At 68.4% G+C, this 17,459-nt stretch carries 14 protein-coding genes; 6 read left to right on the plus strand and 8 right to left on the minus strand.

Translation table 11 applies throughout. The annotated features are described in order from the left end of the window. Window positions 1–87 precede the first annotated feature (87 nt). Window positions 88–2,190, minus strand: a complete 2,103-nt coding sequence (locus G3I17_RS21675; RefSeq protein WP_203590549.1) for an MFS transporter — start codon at window positions 2,188–2,190, stop codon at window positions 88–90. Window positions 2,191–2,275: 85 nt separating this feature from the next. Here G3I17_RS21675 and G3I17_RS21680 point away from each other — a divergent pair, with 85 nt between their 5' ends. Then, window positions 2,276–3,283, plus strand: coding sequence for a DUF3027 domain-containing protein (locus G3I17_RS21680; protein WP_164599106.1), 1,008 nt, complete (start codon window positions 2,276–2,278; stop codon window positions 3,281–3,283). Between the two features lie 8 nt (window positions 3,284–3,291). Here G3I17_RS21680 and G3I17_RS40940 read toward each other — a convergent pair whose 3' ends face one another. Then, on the minus strand, window positions 3,292–3,609 hold the full coding sequence (locus G3I17_RS40940; RefSeq protein ID WP_164599109.1) for a DUF2530 domain-containing protein: 318 nt from the start codon (window positions 3,607–3,609) through the stop codon (window positions 3,292–3,294). Window positions 3,610–3,753: 144 nt separating this feature from the next. Here G3I17_RS40940 and G3I17_RS21690 point away from each other — a divergent pair, with 144 nt between their 5' ends. Continuing rightward, on the plus strand, window positions 3,754–5,226 hold the full coding sequence (locus G3I17_RS21690) for an NCS2 family permease (RefSeq protein WP_164599112.1): 1,473 nt from the start codon (window positions 3,754–3,756) through the stop codon (window positions 5,224–5,226). 248 nt (window positions 5,227–5,474) lie between these two features. Then, entirely contained in the window at window positions 5,475–7,940 is a 2,466-nt protein-coding gene (locus G3I17_RS21695; protein WP_164599114.1) for a LuxR family transcriptional regulator, read from the plus strand. Window positions 7,941–8,118: 178 nt separating this feature from the next. On the opposite strand, the gene G3I17_RS21700 is transcribed toward G3I17_RS21695, so the two are convergent. Both G3I17_RS21700 and G3I17_RS21705 read right to left on the minus strand, forming a co-directional pair. After that, window positions 8,119–9,483 (minus strand): FAD-binding oxidoreductase, encoded by a 1,365-nt coding sequence (locus G3I17_RS21700; RefSeq protein ID WP_164599116.1) that lies wholly within the window; start codon window positions 9,481–9,483, stop codon window positions 8,119–8,121. A gap of 108 nt (window positions 9,484–9,591) precedes the next feature. Then, a complete protein-coding gene (locus tag G3I17_RS21705) occupies window positions 9,592–10,671 on the minus strand; it encodes a hypothetical protein (protein WP_164599119.1) in 1,080 nt (359 codons plus the stop codon). A gap of 70 nt (window positions 10,672–10,741) precedes the next feature. Here G3I17_RS21705 and G3I17_RS21710 point away from each other — a divergent pair, with 70 nt between their 5' ends. The 3 genes from G3I17_RS21710 to G3I17_RS21720 all read left to right on the plus strand — a co-directional run bounded on the left by G3I17_RS21710 (window position 10,742) and on the right by G3I17_RS21720 (window position 14,347). Next, on the plus strand, window positions 10,742–11,191 hold the full coding sequence (locus tag G3I17_RS21710; protein ID WP_164599121.1) for a MarR family transcriptional regulator: 450 nt from the start codon (window positions 10,742–10,744) through the stop codon (window positions 11,189–11,191). Then, window positions 11,188–12,528 (plus strand): MFS transporter, encoded by a 1,341-nt coding sequence (locus G3I17_RS21715; protein ID WP_164599123.1) that lies wholly within the window; start codon window positions 11,188–11,190, stop codon window positions 12,526–12,528. Before G3I17_RS21710 ends, G3I17_RS21715 begins: the two co-directional genes overlap by 4 nt. A 418-nt stretch (window positions 12,529–12,946) precedes the next feature. Beyond that, window positions 12,947–14,347 carry a mycothione reductase gene (locus G3I17_RS21720; protein WP_164599125.1) on the plus strand — a complete coding sequence of 467 codons (1,401 nt, stop codon included), beginning with the start codon at window positions 12,947–12,949 and terminating at the stop codon, window positions 14,345–14,347. Here G3I17_RS21720 and G3I17_RS21725 read toward each other — a convergent pair whose 3' ends face one another. From G3I17_RS21725 to G3I17_RS21740, 4 genes are all read right to left on the minus strand, one after another. Continuing rightward, a complete protein-coding gene (locus tag G3I17_RS21725) occupies window positions 14,348–15,790 on the minus strand; it encodes an LLM class flavin-dependent oxidoreductase (protein WP_164599127.1) in 1,443 nt (480 codons plus the stop codon). Between the two features lie 100 nt (window positions 15,791–15,890). After that, entirely contained in the window at window positions 15,891–16,232 is a 342-nt protein-coding gene (locus tag G3I17_RS21730) for a hypothetical protein (RefSeq protein WP_203590550.1), read from the minus strand. 212 nt (window positions 16,233–16,444) lie between these two features. Further along, window positions 16,445–17,248 carry a helix-turn-helix transcriptional regulator gene (locus G3I17_RS21735; RefSeq protein ID WP_164599129.1) on the minus strand — a complete coding sequence of 268 codons (804 nt, stop codon included), beginning with the start codon at window positions 17,246–17,248 and terminating at the stop codon, window positions 16,445–16,447. Next, window positions 17,245–17,400 (minus strand): hypothetical protein, encoded by a 156-nt coding sequence (locus G3I17_RS21740; protein ID WP_164599131.1) that lies wholly within the window; start codon window positions 17,398–17,400, stop codon window positions 17,245–17,247. Before G3I17_RS21740 ends, G3I17_RS21735 begins: the two co-directional genes overlap by 4 nt. Between the last annotated feature and the right edge of the window lie 59 nt (window positions 17,401–17,459).

The raw sequence follows: 17,459 nt of genomic DNA on the forward strand, positions 1-17,459 counted from the left end.
ATTCTGAGCGGGCAACCCACCGGCAGCGGGGTTAACCCCCGAGACGCTGCTGGACGGGTGAGCAGCCGGAGGGTGGGGAGCTGCGCATCAGCGGGGTGGGCGGCGTCGGCGGAAGGGGTTGGTCCGGCGGGGTGTTTCGGGGGTGCGATCGGTGCTGTCGGGGGAGGGAGCCGCGCGAGGTGTGGAGCGTGGTTGCGGGGGCTTGTTCTCGAGGGTTTTCTCGGCTGCCCAGGGGGCTTCGTCGACGACTGTTTCGTCATCGTCCTCGTCGGGCTGGCCGCTCCACCAGCGGCCGGCCGGCGATGAGATGGACGGGCGGCCGGGGGCTTCAGGCGAGCGGTCGGCGCGAGGTACGTCCGTACGAGCTTCTGGTGTGGTGGTGGGGTGCTGGGTGTCGCGGGGGCGGTCCGGCGATTGGATGGTCGGGTCCAGGCGGAGCTCGACTGTCGGCTCGTTGACGCGGGCGCTGGGGGTCGGACGGGTGCCAGCGGCTCGGCGTTCGGCGATTGACTCGGGACCGCTCGTCAGGACAGTGCGGGTGGTGCCGGGTTCGCGGACCGGGCGGGTGGCGTCAGATTCGCGGGTCGGGCGGGTGGTGTCGGATTCGTCCGGGTGGGGCCTGCCGGGGGTGTGGACCGGGCGGGTTTCGTGGTGTGGCGGTGGGACGACCGTACTGCGGGGGCCTGGGCCGTCGGTGCCGGTCGAGCGCGGGCGGGGCGGGGGTTGCGGGGTGGGCTTCTGGCGGATGACGAGGATGACGGCGATGATCAGCACCGCCGCGAGGAAGCCGAAGCCGAGGCGGGGGATGAGCGGGAGCAGGATGCCGCAACCCCCACCGATCACCCAGGACAGCTGCAGCACCGTCTCGGAACGCGCGAACACCGACGTCCGCACGGTCTCCGGCACGTCGCGCTGGATCATCGCGTCCAGCGACAGCTTGCCGAGCGAACTGCACAGCCCGGCCACCAGACCGAGCGCGATCAGCATCGGGAACCCGTACAGAACCGCCACCGCGATCGCGACGACCGTGTCGGCCAGCAGCACGGCGAGCACCACCGCCTCGGGTTTACGGGCCCTGAGCAACGATCCGGAGAGAGTGCCGAGGCTGTTCCCGATCCCGGCGGCCGCGATCACCGCGCCCGCGGCGACCACCCCGTCGATCCCGCTGATCGGTTTGTCCCGCAGCAGGAACGCGAGATACATGGTCAGGAAGCCCGACACGAACCGCAATCCGAGGTTGCAGCGAATACCTCGTGCCACCGCGGCAGTGAACGCCCGGCGCCGGGCTTCGCGCCCCTCAGCACCGGTCATCTCCTCGCCGGCTGGAGAGTCGACCCGCGACGGCAGCCGGATCGCCAGGACTAACCCGATCGTGTAGACGAGCGCCGCCCAGCGCAACGACCACTCCGGTCCGATCGCAGCGAAGGCGGCCGCGATGCCCGCGCCGACCGTCGCACCGGCCACACCGGCGAGCGAGATCCGTGAGTTCGCGGTGACGAGAGTTATCTCTTTGGGCAACAGCCGCGGTACCGCCGACGCTCGCGTCACGCCATAAGCCTTGGACGCGACCAGACATCCGAGCGCCGCCGGATAAAGCCAGGCAGAGCTGTTGTGGATCGACGCGGCCAGACTCCAGACGAGGAAGCCGCGCAACCCGAGCGTCGCGCCGATCGCCCACCGCCGCCCGTGCCGGAACCGGTCGAGGATCGGCCCGATCAACGGCGCCATCAACGCGAACGGCGCCATCGTCAGCAGCAGGAACAACGCGACCCGGTCCCGCGCCTGCGAACTCGGTACGGCGAAGAACACCGTGCCCGCGAGCGAGACCGCGAAAGCGGTGTCACCGGCCGAGTTCACGAACCCGAGCTCGATCAACCGCGAGAGCCCGGACTCCTTCGCCCCCTGCGCACCCGTCAGCCCGCCGATCCGCCGTCCGGTCGCCTTCCCGAACCGCCCGGTGACGCCCGCGGTCTTCTTCGACACGGTGGCGAACCCGGCCGCCCCCACCTTCGAGGCCCGCCCGACCTTCTTCCCGGCAGCCCCGACCTTCTTGCCCGCACTCCCGATCCGCTCCCCGGTACTGCGCTCTCCCGTACTGCGTTCGCCGGCACTGCGGTCGCGGTCCGGGCCCGGGCGCTGACCGCTCTCGGCGCCTTGGCGCGGGCGGTTCTGGGGGTCCGGGCGTTCCATGTCACCATCCTGCCTTGTGCGGGGGACAGACCGGAGTTTTGACGCGGTTCGGATCGTGGCGGAAGGCGTGCGAGAATGACCGATTGTGACTCCCGTCAAGACTCCGGAACCGGTCCGCGCCAAGCCTGACGCCATCAGCGTCGCGGCCGTCGAACCTGCCCGCGAGGCGGCGATCGGCGAAGCCGGCGCCGCTCAGGTCGGTGACTATCTCGGTCATCTGGTCGAGGGCGAGCGACTCGTCACGCACTACTTCGCGTCGGCCCACCCCGGCTACCGCGGCTGGCGCTGGGCGGTCACGGTGACCCGCGCCTCGCGCGCGAAGACCGTCACGGTCAACGAGGTCGTGATGCTGCCGGGCGAAGAGGCGATCGTCGGCCCCGACTGGGTGCCGTGGTCGGAGCGCGTCCAGCCGGGCGACCTGCGTCCGGGCGACCTGTTCCCGACGCTGCCCGAGGACCCGCGGCTCGAGCCCGGTTTCACCGACACCGGCGCGCCCGACGAAGTACTGGCTGTCGTCGAGGAGCTCGGCCTCGGTCGCGAGCGGGTGCTGTCGCCGGAGGGTCGCGAGGACGCGGCCGAGCGCTGGTACGCCGGTGATTTCGGCCCGGCGTCGGCGATCGCGCAAGCCGTTCCGTACAAGTGCTTCGCCTGTGGGTACTGGATCCGCCTGAACGACAGCCTCGGCCAGGCGTTCGGCGCGTGCACCAACGAGATGGCGCCCGGCGACGGCCGGATCGTCTCCTACGACTACGGCTGCGGCGCCCACTCCGACGCCGTCATCGAGGCCCCCGACCACCCGTCGACCGAGCACGCCTTCGACACCACCGGCTACGACGAGCTGGCGATGCCAAGCGGCGAGCTGCAGGCGGAGTCGGACGAGGTACAGGCGGAGTCGGACGAGGTACAGGCGGAGTCGGACGAGGTACAGGCCGAGGTGCAGGACGAAGTACAGGCCGAGGTGCAGGAGGCCGACGCAGTACAGGTCGAGGTCGAAGCGGCCGCTGAGCCCCCGTCTGACGACGAGGTCGACGAGGTCGACGAGCAAGTGTTCGACCAGGCAGCGATCGACGCGGAAGCCTCCGACAACTACTGACCGAGAGTTCAGTCCTCGGTGGCCGGCCGGTGGCCGGCCTGGATGGCGGCCCAGCGGCGGCGGCAGTACAGCAGCCCGATCCAGCCGAGCCCGAAGCCGGCGACGGTGACCCACAACCACCACTCGTCGCCGTTCTCCTTCAGCTCGCCGCGGAAGATCAGCACGACCACGAACGCCACCGCCCAGGCGACGATCCCGAAGATCACCGTCGGGATGCCGGACAGATCCAGCGGCTTGACCTCGGCGTGCACGATCTCGCCCCGAGCCAGCTGACTGGTCGGATCGTTCCGCTTCTTCGAAGCCGGCACCTGCTCAGGATCTGACACGCCACCACCTTAGGGCATGACTACCGGCCCCCTGCGTGCTGCGCGGCACTCGGCACTGCACCTCGACTGCAGGGGACCGGCAGTCATGCCCTGGCCTTCCGGAATACCTCGCTATCGGCGGACACGACCTGGCACCATGCCGTCATGAGCTCGCCACAGGCTGCCACCGCCCGCTCCGGTTCTGGCCCCCTCGACTCCTTCTTCAAGATCAGCGAACGGGGGTCCACGCTCGGCCGTGAGGTGCGCGGCGGACTCGTCACGTTCTTCACGATGGCCTACATCGTGGTGCTGAACCCCCTCATCATCGGCACCGTCAAGGACGGCACCGGCCAGTACATCGGCGGTGGTACCGACCCGGTCGCCGCGATCGCCAAGGTCGCCGTCGCCACCGCGCTGATCGCCGGCGTGGTCACCATCGTGATGGGCGTGTTCGCGAACTTCCCGCTCGCGCTGGCCGCCGGGCTCGGCCTGAACGCCTTCATCGCCTTCAGCGTGGCGTCCAAGATGACCTGGGCCGACGCGATGGGCCTGGTGGTGATCGAGGGCGTCATCATCTTGATCCTGGTGCTGACCGGCTTCCGCAAAGCGGTCTTCGAGGCGGTGCCGGTCCAGCTGAAGATCGCGATCAGCGTCGGCATCGGCCTGTTCATCGCCTTCATCGGCGTGGTCGACGCAGGCTTCGTACGCCGTCCGTCGGCGCCCGGCGGCCCGCCGGTCGAGCTCGGTGTCGGCGGCAACCTTCGCGGCTGGCCGGTGCTCGTCTTCGTGGTCGGCCTGGTCCTGATCATCACGCTGTACGCGCGCAAGGTGAAGGGCGCGATCCTGATCGGCATTCTGGCCGCGACCGTGCTCGCGATCGTCGTCGAGGCGATCTTCGACGTCGGCGGCCGGACCGACCAGAACCCCGGCGGCTGGGGCCTGAGCGTGCCGAAACTGCCGGACGACTGGTTCAGCAAACCCAACCTGGACACGATCGGCGAGTTCAACCTGTTCGGCTCGTTCGACAAGGTCGGCGTGATCTCCGCGCTGCTGCTGATCTTCACCCTGATGCTGGCCGACTTCTTCGACACGATGGGCACGATGACGGCGATCGGCGCCGAGGCCGGGCTGCTCGACAAGGAGGGCAACCCGCCGAACGCCCAGCGGATCCTGATCGTCGACAGCGTCGCGGCCGCCGCCGGTGGCGCCGCCTCGGTGTCCAGCAACACGTCGTACATCGAATCGGCCTCCGGCGTGGGTGAAGGCGCAAGGACCGGGCTCGCGAGCGTGGTGACCGGCGTCTGCTTCCTGATCTCGATGGTGATCGCGCCACTGGTCACGCTGGTGCCGTACGAGGCGGCCACCCCGGCGCTGGTACTGGTCGGCTTCCTGATGATGACCCAGGTCAAGGGCATCGACTTCGACGATCTCGAGGTGGCGATCCCGGCCTTCCTGACGATCATCCTGATGCCGTTCACGTACTCGATCTCGGCCGGCATCGGCGCCGGGTTCGTGTCCTACGTGCTGCTCAAGGTGGTCCGCGGCAAGGCCCGCCAGATCCACCCGCTGATGTGGATCGTCTCGGCCATGTTCGTCGTGTACTTCGCCATCGGCCCGCTGGGAGACTGGCTCACCTGACGGTGACAGTAAGTGAGATTCTCTCCAGTTAGGCTCTGGAAATTGCCCGAAAGTTCCGTTCGGCGGAACTCTCTCGGGCAGTTTTCCGGGAAACCGATTACTCCGCGTTAGTTGTTTGCTAAATCATCAGCGTGAATCTTGGGTCGGAGAGGGGTTTCCGGCTACTCTCCTAGGCGATGTACGGCGACTCGGGGGACGTGTCGCCAGACCGATCCCGGGAGTTCGGTGTGAGGCATGGAGCGGCTCGTTTGATCGAGCGGGACCAGCACGTCCGGGAACTCCTGGACGTGGTCGGAGCAGGCGACAGTACGGCCGTTCTCGTCACCGGCGAGGCGGGCATCGGCAAGACCAGCCTGATCCGCGAAGTGGTGGCCCGGGTCGGCCCGGAGTACAGGGTGCTCGTCGGCTCGTGTGACGACTTCCTGGCGCCGCCGCTGCTGCAGCCGATCCGGGACGCCTTCCGGGTCGCGGGCGGCCCGATGGCGACGGCGACCGAGCCCGAGGCGGTGTTCGACGCTTTCCTGAACGAGTTCCGCCGGCCGACCGTGCTGGTGATCGAGGACGTGCACTGGGCCGACGACGCCACTCTCGACGTCCTGCGCTACCTCGTGCACCGGCTGGAACAGTTGCCGGGAGCAATCGTCATCCTGACCTACCGCGAGGATGCGATCGACGGGCGGCACCCGCTGCGCGGCTGGCTCGGGGCGCTCGCCGACGTACCGATCCGGCGGATCAACCTCCAGCCGCTGTCGTTGGACGCGGTCCGCTCGATCGCCGCGGGCAGCGGCCGGGACGCGACGGAGCTGTTCGAGCTGACCGGTGGCAACCCGTTCTATCTGACCGAGGTGCTGGCCGGCCCCGGCGACACCATCCCGGCAACCGTGGTCGACGCAGTGCTGGCCCGCTTCGGCCGGCTGGATGCGGACAGCCTCGCGGTGGTCGAGCAGCTCTCGGTCATTCCCACCACGATCGAGCTGCAGCACATCACCAAGGTGGTCGGCGGCAAGCTGGACGGGCTGAGCCAGGCCGAGCAGGCCGGCGTACTGGAGACGCACGGCAACAACATCGGCTTCCGGCACGAGCTGGCCAGGCGTGCGATCGAGCAGGCCCTGCCGCCGATGCGGCGCCGGTTGCTCAACGCGCACATCCTCGAGCTGATGATCCATTGCGGCGACGTTCACCAGGCCCGGGTGGTCCACCACGCCGTCGAGGCGGGGGACATCGCCGTACTGCTGGAGCATGGTCCGCGCGCAGCCCGCGAGGCCAGCCTGGCCGGGTCGCACCGGCAGGCCTTGGCGCATTTGGAGGCAGTACTTCCGTACGCCGATCGACTGACGGTGGCTGAGCGAGCGGCGCTGCTCGACGGGTATGCGTGGGAGCTCCACATCGCCCACCGGTTCGCCGACGCCGTGAATGCCGGGCAGCAGGCGGTCGAGTTGCTAGGCCAGCTGGGCGAGTCGGTGGCGCTGGTGGAGACGCTGATGCGGCAGTCCCGTTTCCTCTACATGGCAGGCGATACGGCCGCGTCGGTCGCGAGGTCCGACAAGGCGATCGCGATCGCGTCCCGGGTGGGCGCCGTCGCAGTACGGGCGTCGGCTGCTGCCGGGCGTGGAATGCTGCTGGCGCTCACCGGCGACGCCGTCGAGGCGATCTCGGAGCTCGAGCGGGCGCACGAGCTCGCCTGCGAGGCGGGCCGGACGGATATCGATGCCCTGTGCCACAACTATCTCGGGCTCGCCTGGTGCGATCTGGGTTCGCCGACCGGGCTGAAGCACCTACGAACGAGCATCGAGCTCGCCGAATCGACCGGCGACTACGAAGCCGTTGCCCGTGGCTACACGAACCTCGCGGAGATGCTGTATCGCGAGTTGCACTGGGGTGAGCTGGCCGACTGTCTGCGGGCCGGGCTGGAGTTCGTCCGTGAGCGTGGCTTCGGTTCGCACGCGTACAACCTGGAGGTCCACCAGGCGCTGCTGGATCTGCGTCAGGGGGAGTGGGCGGCCGCTGAGGAACGGCTGCGGCGGCTGATCGACTCGGTGGACGACCAGGGCATGCTCTCGGTGCTCAGCCTGTCCAGCCTCGGTCGCGTCCTCGCCAGGCGAGGCGCCCCGGAAGCCGAAGGCCTGCTCGCCGACGTCTGGAAGCGCGCCCGGCGGCAGCGTTCACTGACCGGCTTCGCGTACGCAGCGACGGCGTACGCCGAATGGGCCTGGCTCAACGACCGGCCGGACCTGCTGATCAGCATCAAGGACGAGGTCAGCCACCTGACCGAGATCCAGGCGTTCCGCCGGTTGCCGGGGAGTCACGGCTGGACCAATGTGGACGACCCGTACGAGCAGGCGCTGGAGCTGGCCGAGTCGGGTGATTCGGACGAGGCGTTGCAGGCTCTGCAGGTGTTGGACCGGTTGGGTGCGGCGCCGGCTGCCGCCATGGTCCGGCGCCGCCTGAAGGAGCTGGGTGTGGCCAGGATCCCCCGAGGCGCCCAGACACGCACCCGGCAGAACCCGTGTGGGCTCACCGAGCGTCAGCTCGAAGTACTGGTGTTGCTCGCGGACGGCCTGACCAATCCGCAGATCGCCGGCGAGCTCGTGCTGTCGGTCCGGACGGTCGACCGGCACGTCTCCGCGATCCTGGGCCGGCTGGACGCGCGGACCAGGCAGGAAGCGGCGGCGGCAGCCCGCTCGCTCGGGCTGGCCGGCGAGCGCTCCGCCTGATTGCCGTACAGAACGACAGGCAGTAGTCAGGTCTGTGTCGGCGCTTCACGCTCGGGTCGGGTCGGGCGGCCCTTGGGACGAGCACTACTTCCTGTCCCTATGTACGCGGGGGAGCCACGCCGGGCGGAGCCGGGGGGATTGGCTGCGCCCGGCGTGGCCCGGGGAGATGGATTGTGGGTCAGACCAGTGGGTGGTTGCCGCGGATCAGGTTGCCCGGGTCGACCCGGTTCTTGATCTCGCGGAGCCGGACCAGCGTGGCCTCGTCGTGGATCTCCTCGACCGGCTCGCCGTGCGCCATCGTCGGCGGCAGCAGACCACCGGCCCACGGAGCCAGCCCGGCGACGACGGTGTCGATCTCGGCCTGGATCGCCGGACCGTGCTCCGGTGCCATCGCCATCCCGCCGAGCAGCAGGAAGTACGGGTCTTCCATCGTGCCGACCGCGGACTCGTGAGCGCCTGGCCGGGTGAAGGCGCCACCCACGTGGCGGATCTCCACCAGCATGAGCGGTGACGGCGCCGGCCGATCCAGCACGAGCTCGAGCAGCGCGTCGATCGTGTGCTGATCGAACTCCTTCAGCATCGCGACCTTGCCGACGCCAGGCATCGGGTCCTCCGGCTCCTGGGCGATCTCGCCGACCTTGTCGAGCGGTACCTCGCCCACCCCGTCGACCAGCGGCTCGGCCACCGCCCGGATCGGCGCGAGCAGCTTCTCCGCGTCGTCGCCGTCGCCGAGGAAGGTGGAGTCGATCGCGACCATCCAGCGGCCGCGCATCGGCGGCGGCACGAACTCCAGGTCCGGCATGTTGATCATCCAGGCCCAGAGGCTGAGCTCCTCCGGCGCGGTCGCGGTCACCTGGCTGAAAGCGCGCAGGAGCTCGCGGGCGTCCTCGGCGTACCACATCATCCGGCCGCCGTAGATCTGCGGTTCGGGCAGCAGTTCGAGCTCCATCGCGGTGACGATGGCGAACTCGCCGCCGCCACCCCGCAGCGCCCAGAACAGGTCCGGGAAGGCGTCCTTGGTCACCCGCAGGTGGTGGCCCTCGGCATCGACCAGCTCGATCGCGCGGACGTGGTTGGCGGCGAAGCCGTGTTTGCGGCCGAACCAGCTCACCCCGCCGTTGAGCGTGTAGCCGACGACCGTCGGGTCGCCGCTGCTGCCGGGCAGCGAGGTCAGGCCGCTGCCGGTCAGCGCTTTGTTCAGGTCGCGCCAGCGCACGCCGGCGCCGACCCGGACGATCTCCTCGCCCGTTTCGGTGGTGACCAGGTCGATCGCGTCGAGGGCGCCGGTGCGGAGCAGGATCATCCCGCTGCTGGTCGCCCCCGAAGCGCCGTGCCCCACCGGCTGAGCCCCCACGGTCAGCCGGTGGCGGCGCGCCAGGCGGATCGCCGCCTGGACGTCTTCGGTTCCCGTCACATGCACCACGGCGGCCGGCCGCTGGTCGACCAGCAGGAACCAGGCCTGCCGTTCCACGTCGTACTCGGCGTCGTCGGGGCCGATCACCCGGCCTTTGACGGCTGCGCGCAATTCATCGATCAGGGACATGGCTCTATTCCAGATCACCCAGCGCCGTCACGCATCGGTACCGGCTGCTCATATCTGGGCGCGACCTACCCACATCGCAACCGGGCAAATGTGAGGAAGCTGTCAGGACTAGGGCAGCAGCCGGGCGCGAAGGTCCAAATACTCGGAGCGGGCGGTGAAAAGCTCGCGGAGCTCGGTGGTGACGTTGTCGAGGAAGTCGGTGCGGTAGGTCGCGTCCGTCATCAGTGAGATCGAGTAGTACAGGCCGGTGAAGTTCGCGATGCCGACGGCAACCTTGACCAGCGCCGCGCTGATCAGCAGGTGATGGTCCATCAGGTCGATCTGGTGCGACCAGGCGCCCGGCTCGATTCCCCACGCGTCGTAGATCTTCTGGCTGATCGCGAGCATTCCGAAACCGATGAAGAACAGACCGACCCCGGTACTGACCACCAGCACCTGCATCCACTGGCGGATCACCAGACTGACGCTCAGGTTGAGCCGCTGGATCGGGCGCAACGGCGGGCCGGAGCCGGCGTCGCGCTCGATCACGTCCAGCTCCTTCGGTAGCCGCAGGATCAGGAACAGGTCGCTGAGCAGGGCGAACGCGATCGCTGAGAGGACGATGAACTCGACCGGCATCCCGGCGAAGACCTGCCACATCTCGGTGTTCACGAACAGTACGAGCGAGAACACGAGCAGCAACGGCAGTGCCCGGACCAAGCTGGTGACGGAGTTGGCCAGCTCGGTGCCGAGCCGGCGCAGGCCGTAGAAGACCGTTCCGATCAGGCCGTAGCCGACCACGACGTAGACCACGCCGACCAGCAACAGGTTGCCGACGGCAACGCCGAGGAACTGGGTCAGCTGCCCCTCGGTGGCGAGCGGCAGCAGGGCCGGCAGCAGCACGAAGACGGCCAGCTCGGGGGTGCCGAAGCGGGTCGGGAAGGACCAGAACCGGCGGCCGCGGAAGCGGTTCAGCAGCCCGAAGCCGGTGATCAGGATGGCCAGCCCGAGGAGGGCGGTCAGCAGGTTGCGCCGCGGCGACCAGTCCAGCGAGGTGGCGCCGAGCAGCTCGAAGATGAAGACGAGCAGCAGTACCGGCGTCGCCCGGCCGAAGATGTCGTGCGTCGGCGAGAAGTCCTCGATGAACAACGGCAGCCCCGCGCGCCGGAAGCGCTGCTCGTACCGGGCCAGCTCCGGTGGTGTCCCCATGGCCGGAACCCTAGCGTAGGCGGCCGGTGCCTCGCTTTCTTTAGCAAAGGTAATGAGTTAAGCTAACGATATGCCCGAAATCGTCGCCCAGCAGGTGAAGAGTGATGTCGGGCTGGCCAGTGCCCTCAGGTCGTCCACTCTGCGGTTGTCGCGGCAGATCCGCCGCCAGCGCGTCGAGGGACACGACCTGACCGCCAACCAGCTCGGCGTGCTCGGTGCGCTCGGCAAACACGACGCGATGACGATCGGCGAGCTGGCCGCGCACGAGCAGGTCAAGCCGCCGTCGATGACGCGGATCGTGTCGAACATGGAGGAGGCGGGCCTGGTGGTCCGCCGGCCGCATGCCACCGACAAGCGCCAGATCGTGGTCGAGCTGACCCAGGCCGCGCATGACCTGCTGCACGCCAACCGGCGACGGCGCGACGAGTGGCTACAGACGAAACTGAAGAAACTGACCCCTGAGGAGCGCGACATCCTGCGCAAGGCAGCACCTGTCCTGGAACGCCTGGCGGCCACGTGAGTCCGACCTTCCGCGCGTTCAAAGTCCGCAACTTCCGGCTCTACGCCACCGGCGCGATCATCTCGAACACCGGCACCTGGATGCAGCGGGTCGCCCAGGACTGGCTGGTCCTGGAGCTGACCCACTCCGGCACCGCGCTCGGCATCGTCACCGGCCTGCAGTTCCTCCCCGCTCTGCTGATCTCCCCGTACGCCGGGCTGATCGCCGACCGGTTCCCCAAACGCCGGGTGCTGACCATCACCCAGATCGCGATGGGAGTCGTCGCGCTGGTGCTGGGCACGATGACCGTCACGGGCGTGGTCGAGGCCTGGCACGTGTACGCGCTGGCCTTCGTGTTCGGGATCGGGACCGCGTTCGACGCGCCGACCCGGCAGGCCTTCGTCGTCGAGATGGTCGGCAAGGACGAGCTGTCCAACGCCGTCGGCCTGAACTCGGCGTCCTTCAACGCCGCCCGGCTGATCGGCCCCGGCCTGGCCGGCCTGCTGATCCACTGGATCGGGACCGGTCCGGTGATCATCATCAACGGACTCAGCTACGCCGCGGTGATCCTGTCGCTGCACCTGATGCGGACCAGTGAGCTGCACACCCCGAAGGTCGCGGCTCGCGAGAAGGGCATGATCCGGGACGGGATGCGTTACCTGTGGCGCCGGCCCGACCTGATGATGGTGCTGGTCGCGGTGTTCTTCGCCGGGACCTTCGGGCTGAACTTCCAGATGACCTCCGCGCTGATGGCCACGAGCGCGTTCCACAAGGGCGCGGGGGAGTACGGCATCCTCGGCTCGATCCTGGCGATCGGCTCACTCGTCGGTGCGCTGCTCGCGGCCCGTCGGGTCCGGACCCGCGGCCGGCTGGTGATCGGCGCGGCGCTGGCCTTCGGGGCGATGGATGTCGTCAGCGGGCTGATGCCGACGTACCTGTCCTTCGCCCTGGTCCTGCCGCTGGTCGGTTTCACCGCGCTGACGATGCTCACCGCGGCGAACGCGACCATGCAGTTGGGCATCGAGCCGACCATGCGCGGCCGGGTGATGGCGCTCTACATGACCGTCCTGATGGGCGGTACGCCGATCGGCTCACCGTTCATCGGCTGGATCGGCCAGGAGTTCGGCGCCCGCTGGTCCCTGATCGTCGGCGGCGCCATCACGATGCTCGGCACCACCGCCTCAGTCCTGTACTTCTCCCGCCGCCGGGGTCTCGCCATCCGCCCTCACCTGCTCCCGCGCCCCCGCCTGGATGTCCTCTTCCCGACCACGGACCTCCTGGGCGAGAAATCCACCCTCACCGAGCCGGCAACAACAGGAGCCCGAGTGCCGGAGCCGGCTAAACCGCAAGTCGCCTAGATCTGGCCGGCCAGCCCGGCGGCGAAGAGCAGTCCCGGGACCTGGTGGTTGGCCCCCAGCAAGAGCGCCTCTGGATCCTTCGCCGGATCCGGTCGCTCTGCGGGGTTGCGTGGGTTGTGACCCTCACATAGTCCACGGGCTCCGATGACACCTGGTGCAGGGCGATCGACGTGCGGATCTCCTGGGCGTAGTAGTCGGCCAGCAACCACTGCTCATTCTTGAAGTAGAGCCGGTATGGGTCGAACAACCCCCGCAGGTCGCCGCCCGCCACCGCCGTAGCGCAGCTGCACCGTTCCCAGCCCGTCCCACACCAGGGTCGCGTTGGCGCCCTTCAGCTCATCCCCGCTCAGCTCATCGGCCATGGGCCACATCCTGACCGCCGTTGGGTGCAAGTTGAGCGCCACGCGCACAATGGGGTGTGACTCATTACGACTTGGTGGTCGTCGGCACCGGCTCCGGCAACACGATCGTGACCAAGCAGTTCGCGGACTGGAAAGTGGCGATCGTCGAACGCGGCACCTTCGGCGGTACCTGCCTGAACGTGGGCTGCATCCCGACCAAGATGTTCGTCCACACCGCCGACCTGGCAGCCGTCCCGTCGCACAGCTCCCGGCTCGGCGTCGATGAGCAGCTCACCGGCGTGCGCTGGCCCGACATCCGGGACCGGGTCTTCGGCCGGATCGACCCGATCTCGGCCGGCGGAGCGGAGTACCGGGAACACCACCCGAACAACGTGAACGTCACCCTGTACCACGGCACCGGCCGGTTCACCGCTGAGCGCGAGCTGACCGTGACGGCCAACGAGGGCGGCGCGACCGAGGTGCTGACCGCCGACCGGTTCGTGCTCGCCGCGGGCAGCCGGCCGATCGTGCCGGACATCACGGGGCTGGCGGAGACCGGCTTCCACACGTCGGAGACGGTCATGCGGCTCGACGAGTTGCCGCGCCGGCTGGGCATCATCGGCAGCGGGTTCGTCGCCGCCGAGTTCGCGCACGTCTTCTCGTCGCTGGGCGTCGAGGTGACGCTGATCGCGCGTTCCCAGCTGATGCTGCGGCATGAGGACCGCGAGATCGCCCAGCGCTATACGGAGCTCGCCCAGAAGGCGTACACCGTTCTCATCGACCACGAGACGATCCGGGTGCACCGGGGCGACGACGGGATCGTGGTGAAGACGCTGTCGCGGGACGGCGCCGCGGAACTGGTCGTCGACGAGCTGCTCGTCGCCGTCGGGCGGAAGCCGAACTCCGACCTGCTCAACCTGGATGCCACCGGGATCGAGCTGGAATCCGACGGCCGGGTGGTGGTCGACGAGTTCCAGGAGACGGCGGTCGCGGGGATCTACGCGCTCGGCGACCTCTGTTCGCCGTACCAGCTCAAGCACGTCGCCAACCACGAGGCGCGGGTGGTGCAGCACAACCTGCTGCACCCGGACGACCGGATCGAGTCGGATCATCGTTTCGTGCCGCATGCTGTCTTCGGCTCGCCGCAGGTCGCGTCGGTCGGGCTGACCGAGGAAGAGGCGATCGAGCGGGGCGTCGCGTATGTCGTGGGCAAGCAGGCGTACGCCGATATCGCGTACGGCTGGGCGATGGAGGACACCACCGGTTTCGCCAAGATCCTCGCGGACCCGGACACCGGCCAGATCCTCGGCTGCCACGTGATCGGCCCGCAGGCGCCGACGGTCATCCAGCCCGTCATCCAGGCGATGAGCTTCGGCCTCGACGCCCACACGATGGCCCGCGGTCAGTACTGGATCCACCCGGCCATGCCTGAGCTGATCGAGAACGCTCTGCTGAACCTGAAGTTGAAGGAGAGCTAGTCAGCGGAACGCCGCGATCACCTCGGACATGGTCTCGAGGGGACCGAGGTCGTCGTCGAGGTCGGGCAGGCTGAGCATCACCTCGGTCGCGCCGGCCTCGGCGAGCTCGCGGAACCGCCCGATCTGGTCGGGGATGGTGCCCGCGTTGACGGTTGCCGCGTATTTGGCCGGGTCCTGGTTGCGCGGGCGGCGTCGCTCGACCAGCTCGGTGAGATGCTGACCGTCCTTGCCGACGAGCGTCGTCGACAGCTGGGTGAGCCGCGGTGGTTCCTTGCCGGGCTCGGTGTGGTTTGCGAGGTACTCGGAGTACTGGCGGACCCTGGCGGCATCGCCGAAGACGTTGGCCGCGTCGGCGTACCGGGCTGCTAGCCGCAATGTGCGCTTGCCGCTGCCGCCTAGCAGGATCGGCAGTGGATCTTGTAGGGGCCTTGGATAGCAAGCAGTCTCCGGTACGTAGAGAACCTTGCCGTGCCAGGGTTTGTTGCCTGGTCCCCACATCGCGGGCAGCAACTGCAGCGCGTCTTCGAGCAGGGCGTACCGATCGCCGACCGAAGGAAACTCCCACCCATACGCCTTGTGCTCCTGCTCGAACCACGCAAGCCCCAGCCCACACACCGCGCGACCACCACTCAACACGTCAAGCGTCGCAGCGATCTTCCCCAGGTGCGCGACGTTGCGATAGGTGATCCCACTGACCAGCGTGCCCAGCTTCACCCGCTCGGTACAGGCGGCGAGATAGGCGAGCGTCGTCCAACTCTCCAAAAAGTCTTCCCAAGCCCGCCCGACCTGCGGAATCTGCCGAAAATGATCCATCACATAAATCCCGTCGAACCCGGCCACCTCAGCCGCGACCCCGACCTTCTTGATCCATTCTCCCGTGGTCTTCCGCCCGCTCTGGTGCGTATAACTCCCCAACTGCAACCCGAACCGCAACTGCGTCGGCGCATCGCGCTGCCGCTGCACGGCTTCTGCCGCAGCCACGAACGCCTCCGGTACTACGCGTACCGCGCGCGGCGCGAGCACTTCGTCGTACCCCTCGTCGGGTAGCTCCTTCTTGACCGCCGCCCAGCTCTTGAGCTGCCCCGTGAGCACGTCGGCCGGGATCCGCTTCACCCGCTCCCGATTACGCCGCCGACACTCCGCCGCCGGAGTATCGAACGCAACCACCACACACGGAATCCCCTGCGCCCTGGCCAGCTCCAGCCAGTTGCGCCGTCGCTCGCGATCCAGCCCGAGGGTGTCGATGACGGTCGTCAGCCGCCGCCCGATCCGCTGCCTGACCACCTCTTCGAGCAGCGCGAACGCATCCGCACTCGCCGCCAGATCATCCTCACCGGCGCCGACCATCGCCCGAAGCCGATCACTCGACACGATCACCTCCGGCACGAACGTCTCAGCCGCCCACGTCGACTTCCCCGCCGCCCCCGCCCCAACCAGCACCACAACACAAGGCGCCGGCAGATTCCGCCCTCCAACATCCATACCCCAGTCTCACCCGCCTGCCACCCAACGACCAGCAACATGGTCAGGAAGGAACGAGCCGTCAACCTTCGAGCATCAGGACCCGTGCGCCGGTTGCTCGCTCGAAGGTGTCCTTGGCGTCGAAGGAACCGTCCAGCGCCGTCAGGTGCAACAGATGTGGAACGACGATCGCGCTGGCCCGATAGCGGTTGACCGACTCGATCAGCGCCTCGAACGCCATCGGCCAGCCGGCCTGCTCCTCGACGTAGGTGAAGCCCATCGAGAATCCCTCCACCCGGGCGAACTGGGCCATCTGGCGCTCGAGGTTTGCCACCTGGCTGTCGGCGACCAGCAGGTCTCGCCGCAGGTACCCCAGCAGCAGCGGCTTGGTGAAGTCCTCCTCGAAATCCTCCAGATAGTTCACGCCGTCTGCCGCTGACGGCGACGGGTGACGCGAGTTCGCACGCGCTGAACGATGGGTCGGCTGCATGGAGCACACTCGACACCGAGCGGCCGGCCGGCCGCCAGCGCGGCGCGCGAAGGGCGAGCATCTGCCCTTCGATCTGCCCCGGGATCATCGCATCCGATCGACGGGTGGCTGAGGATCGCCGACCGGCAAGCCGGACCAGATCGACCTCACTGCCGCAGGCGCGGCCGGTCGCGGGGGTGATAGTCGTCGGGATCGCCGTCGTCCAGCCACTCCGAGCCGTCCTTCGCGCGGTGCGGTCCTCGGTGAAACTCGCCGAGAGTGCAGATGCTCTCCGATTCGATGTCGGCGCCCCTGCAGACGCCGCCGCTCATTCGCGTCAGCGTCAGGGTGAACGCTCGCTGGATGGTCTGTGGCGCACCGAATGCTGTCAGCAGCCGGCTGAGTTGGGCGGCGTCGGGGGTGGCTCTGCCGGTGTACCAGCGATGAAGTGTCGTCTTCGGGATCTCGGTCTGGGCTTCGACCTTCCGCAGTGAACCAGCGCCCTGGCGGTCAGCCAGAGCCCTGATCTCCGCGCCGAGGTCGTGTGCTGTCGTGACGTGGGCGAGTCTGGCCAGCATCGGGTCGGGCCGGTTGATCGCGACGACGCCTTCGGCCCAGTCGTCCTCGGCCATGGTCCAGAACCAGCCCCGGATCTCGGCTGGTTTCTGGTCGGCCCGAAGCTCCCTCTCGGCACCGCGAGCGATCTGCCACAACCCGTGCCACGCCAGCACGACGTCCCGGCCGATGCCGCAGCCGCCGAGGTACTCCCGGGTGAACATCCAGTTGGGCAACTCCTTCCCGCCTTCGGCCCGAACCACGCGGGTGGGTGAGTACTTGATCCGGCCGGCGAGCGCCCGGCCGCTGAGCTCAGCGTCGGCGCGGGCGCGCTTCAGAAGTTGAGCGAAGTCGAAGACGTAGGAACGGGGTGCCGGCGCGCCGGTATCCGGGGTGGAGACGGACAGGACGTTCATCGGCCGGCGATCGCGCCGAAGCTGCCGTGCACGAACATGTTCGCCACCAGCAGGACCGAGGCGAGGACAGCGGTTCGCCACTGGATGACGACCACCACCAGGACAGACGTGCGGGGTCGTTCACGGCGGGTTTGCTTGCGGGATCGTGACATGGTCTTCTCCGTAAATCGAACCGCCGAGGCGGTAATGCACGTGCAGATGCACGTGCCGA

The sequence above is a fragment of the Streptomyces sp. SID13031 genome (assembly GCF_010548305.1).
In the GTDB taxonomy this organism is placed as follows: Bacteria; Actinomycetota; Actinomycetes; order Propionibacteriales; family Kribbellaceae; genus Kribbella.